General features: G+C 67.2%; 3 protein-coding genes and 1 pseudogene. 3 read left to right on the plus strand and 1 reads right to left on the minus strand.

All coding sequences use genetic code 11. The features are described from left to right. The coding region (locus tag VIR09_RS31050) for a Crp/Fnr family transcriptional regulator (RefSeq protein WP_332016365.1) at positions 1-704 on the minus strand (704 nt) is incomplete at its 3' end. A gap of 156 nt (positions 705-860) precedes the next feature. On the opposite strand from VIR09_RS31050, the gene nirK reads away from it, so the two are divergent. The 3 genes and pseudogenes from nirK to aceE form a co-directional block, all read left to right on the plus strand. Further along, a complete protein-coding gene (gene nirK, locus VIR09_RS31055) occupies positions 861-1943 on the plus strand; it encodes a copper-containing nitrite reductase (RefSeq protein WP_332016366.1) in 1083 nt (360 codons plus the stop codon). An 87-nt stretch (positions 1944-2030) separates the two neighbouring features. Further along, complete coding sequence (locus VIR09_RS31060; RefSeq protein WP_207471839.1) at positions 2031-2357, plus strand: c-type cytochrome; 327 nt, start codon at positions 2031-2033, stop codon at positions 2355-2357. Between the two features lie 157 nt (positions 2358-2514). Continuing rightward, positions 2515-3906: pseudogene (gene aceE, locus VIR09_RS31065) on the plus strand (pyruvate dehydrogenase (acetyl-transferring), homodimeric type); the annotation flags it as partial.

A 3906-nucleotide genomic window follows, 5' to 3' on the forward strand; every position in this document is an offset into this window, starting at 1 on the left:
AGGGCGGCGGGCGAGCGCAGCACCACGCGCTTGCGGCCGGCCGAGACGATGCCGCGCTGCTTCCAGTCGCTGAGCAGGCGGCTGACCGTGTGCAGAGTGGTGCCGGTCATTTCGGCGATGTCCTGGCGCGTGATGGGAAAGCCGATGCCGATGCCGTCCTGCATCGGTTGGCCGGACTGCTGCACCAGCCTCAGGATGGCGCGCGCGACCCGTTGTTCGACCTCATCGGTGGACAGCTCCTGGATGCGGACATGGGCGTCCTGCAGGCGCTGCCCCATGGTTTGCAGCGCGGCCGCACCCAACTGGGGATGGCTGGCCGTGAAACGTTCCCAGACCGCGGCCGGCCATGCCAGGCAAACGCTTTCCTGCACGGCCTGGACCGTGGCGGGATAGCTGGGCTGCCGCATGGCGCAAGCCAGCCCGAACATGTCGCCGGGATTCACATAGCGCACCACCACCTGTTCGCCTTCCGGCGTCAGCTGCGCCACTTTCAGGCAACCGTGCAGCAGCACGAAGAAGTGCGCGGCGGGCGCGCCCTGGCGGTATGCGAGTGCGCCGGCCTGCAGCCGGCAAGGCGTCGCGCCGCGCAGCGCCGTGTCCAGCTGCGCATCGGACAGCGGCCTGAACAGATCCAGGTTGCGGAGCAGGGCGTGACACAGCGGCGACGACGCGGGGGGCCGCTCGGATACGTGTGGAGGGTCCATGTCCCGATGGTGACATCGTCGCTGCGCTGCGGCAATGCGCGCGGGCCTCCAGGCTGGTCCGAAGTTTGCGCTACAGCAAAGAACGCAAGCGGTGCCGGACCTTCAATGGAGTTGCCGACAGACTCGGCTTAGCAGAAACCGGAAGAGGAGTTGCACATGAACGCTTTGCGCCCCACCTTGCTTGCCATGGCATTGATCGCAACGATGGCGGGCGGCCCAGCGGCCGCCCAGAACGCCGATCAGCTGGAACGCGCCAAGGTCGCACTGGTCGCCCCGCCCATGGTCCACCCGCATGAGCAGGTGGCGCGTTCGGGCCCGAAGGTGATCGAATTCACGATGACCATCGAGGAGAAGAAGATGGTCATCGACGACAAGGGCACGACCTTGCAGGCCATGACGTTCAACGGGTCCATGCCCGGTCCGACCCTGGTGGTGCACGAGGGCGACTATGTCGAACTGACCCTGGTCAACCCGGCCACCAACGCCATGCCGCACAACGTGGATTTCCATGCGGCCACCGGCGCGCTGGGCGGCGCCAAGCTCACCAACGTCAACCCGGGCGAACAGGCCACGCTGCGTTTCAAGGCGGATCGCAGCGGCACCTTCGTCTACCACTGTGCGCCGGAAGGCATGGTGCCCTGGCACGTGGTCGCCGGCATGAGCGGCACGCTGATGGTGCTGCCGCGCGACGGCCTGAAGGATCCTCAGGGCAAGCCGCTGCGCTACGACCGCGTCTACACGATAGGCGAGTTCGACCTGTACATCCCCAAGGACGCGAACGGCAAGTACAAGGACTACCCGACGCTGGCGGAAAGCTATGGCGACACGGTGGCAGTCATGCGCACGCTGACGCCGTCGCACATCGTCTTCAACGGCAAGGTCGGGGCCCTGACGGGCGCCAACGCGCTCACCGCCAAGGTCGGCGAGACGGTGCTGCTGATCCATTCGCAGGCCAACCGCGACACGCGCCCGCATCTGATCGGGGGCCATGGCGACTGGGTCTGGGAAACCGGCAAGTTCGCCAACCCGCCGCAGAAGAACCTGGAAACCTGGTTCATCCGCGGCGGCTCGGCGGGGGCGGCGCTCTACACCTTCAAGCAGCCCGGCGTGTACGCCTACCTGAATCACAACCTGATCGAGGCGTTCGAGCTGGGCGCGGCCGGGCATATCAAGGTCGAGGGCAAATGGAATGACGACCTGATGAAGCAGATCAAGGCGCCGGGTCCGATCCCGCGCTGAGCGCAGCGGCTGGGCGCGCTTTGCGCGTCCAGCCTTGCCCGCGTCCGTCCGCGTCGCCATCACGCTTTTCCCATCCGGAGCCTTGCCATGTCCAAGCTTTATCGAATCGCGTTCGCCGCCGCGCTGGCCGGCCTGCCCGTCCCGCAAGCGGGTGCGGAGACGCTGGCCGCCATCAACCCGGCCGGCGAAAAACTCTACAAGTCCGCCTGTGTCGTGTGCCACGCCAGCGGGGTCGCCAATGCGCCCAAGCTGGGCGACAAGCAGGCCTGGTCGCCCTTTATCGCGCAGGGCGCCGATGCGCTGCTGGCGACCGTGCTCAAGGGCAAGGGCGCGATGCCGCCGCGCGGCGGTTCGTCCGCGGACGAGTCCACGCTCAGGGCCGCGGTGGAATTCATGATGGCCGCGTCCCGCTAGCGGGCAGGTCCGCGCCTTGGTCCATAGATAGTTGCACTTGCAATTATCCAAATTCCTCCATACGATTGCAATTGCACATGATGCAATTGCAATTCACGATGCGAAATGACGGCGCCCGTACATCGGGACGCCGCCTTCGCGCCACCAGGAGGACGCCATGGATACCCCGATAGAACCGACCGACGCCGATCCGCAGGAAACCCAGGAATGGCTGGAGGCCATGCAGGCCGTGCTGGCCCACGAGGGCCGGCCGCGCACCCACTACCTGCTGGACCAGTTGATCGGCCAGGACCGCACCGGCCACGGCGGTTATGCCGCGCCGAACGCCACGCCCTACGTGAACACCATCCGGCCGGCGGAGCAGGGACTGTTTCCGGGCGACATGGGCATCGAGCTGCGGCTGGACGCCTATCTGCGCTGGAACGCCATGGCCATGGTGCTGCGCGCGGGCAAGACCTCGGGCGTGGGCGGACACATCGCCACCTATGCCTCGGCCACCACGCTGTACGAAACCGGCTTCCGCCATTTCTTCCGCGCCGCCACCCCGGACTTCCTGGGCGACATGCTGTACATCCAGGGGCATTCCGCGCCCGGCATCTACGCGCGCGCCTACCTGGAGGGTCGCATCTCCGAGGCTGAACTCGACCGCTTCCGGCGCGAGACGGCCGGCGGCGGCCTGGCGTCCTATCCGCATCCGCGCACCATGCCCGGGTTCTGGCAGTTCCCCACGGTGTCGATGGGCCTGGGGCCGTTGATGGCCGCCTACCAGGCGCGCTACATGCGCTATCTGGAAGACCGCGAACTGATTCCCGCGCAGGGCCGCAAGGTATGGGGCTTCCTGGGCGACGGCGAACAGGACCAGCCCGAGACGCTGGCGGCGGTGGCGATGGCCGGCCGCGAAAAGCTGGACAACCTGGTCTTCGTGGTGAACTGCAATCTGCAGCGCCTGGACGGCCCGGTGCGCGGCAATGCCAAGATCATCCAGGAACTGGAAAGCGTGTACCGCGGCGCCGGCTGGAACGTTATCAAGGTGATCTGGGGCGCTGGCTGGGACGCGTTGCTGGCCCAGGACCATGACGGCCGCTTGCGCCGGCGCATGATGCAGTGCGTGGACGGCGAGTACCAGGTGTTCAAGGCGCGCGGCGGCGCCTATGTGCGCGAACATTTCTTCGGCGCGGACCCGGTGCTGCTGGAGCGCGTGGCGCACCTGAGCGACGAGGAAATCGGCGCGCTGAACCGTGGCGGCCACGATCCGGCCAAGGTCTACGCGGCCTACGCCACGGCGCTGGCCCACCGCGGCCAGCCCACCGTCATCCTGGCCAAGACCGTCAAGGGATATGGCATGGGTGCGGCGGGCGAGGCGGCCAACACCAACCACCAGCAGAAGAAGATGGCGGATCCGGCCGTGCGCGCGTTCCGCGATCGTTTCTCCATTCCGGTACCCGACGATCTGCTGGAACAGATTCCCTACATCAAGCCCGCGCCCGGCAGCGCCGAACGGGCCTACTTCGATGCCGCGATCGCGCGCGCCGGCGGCCATTTGCCGCGG

Source organism: Achromobacter sp. (assembly GCF_036567245.1).
Taxonomy (GTDB): Bacteria; Pseudomonadota; Gammaproteobacteria; order Burkholderiales; family Burkholderiaceae_B; genus Achromobacter.

Excerpts from the sequence above, each read along its gene's own strand:
- nirK (WP_332016366.1), top strand. The coding sequence starts at position 861 with ATGAACGCTTTGCGCCCCACCTTGCTTGCCATGGCATTGATCGCAACG.
- VIR09_RS31060 (WP_207471839.1), top strand. The coding sequence starts at position 2,031 with ATGTCCAAGCTTTATCGAATCGCGTTCGCCGCCGCGCTGGCCGGCCTG.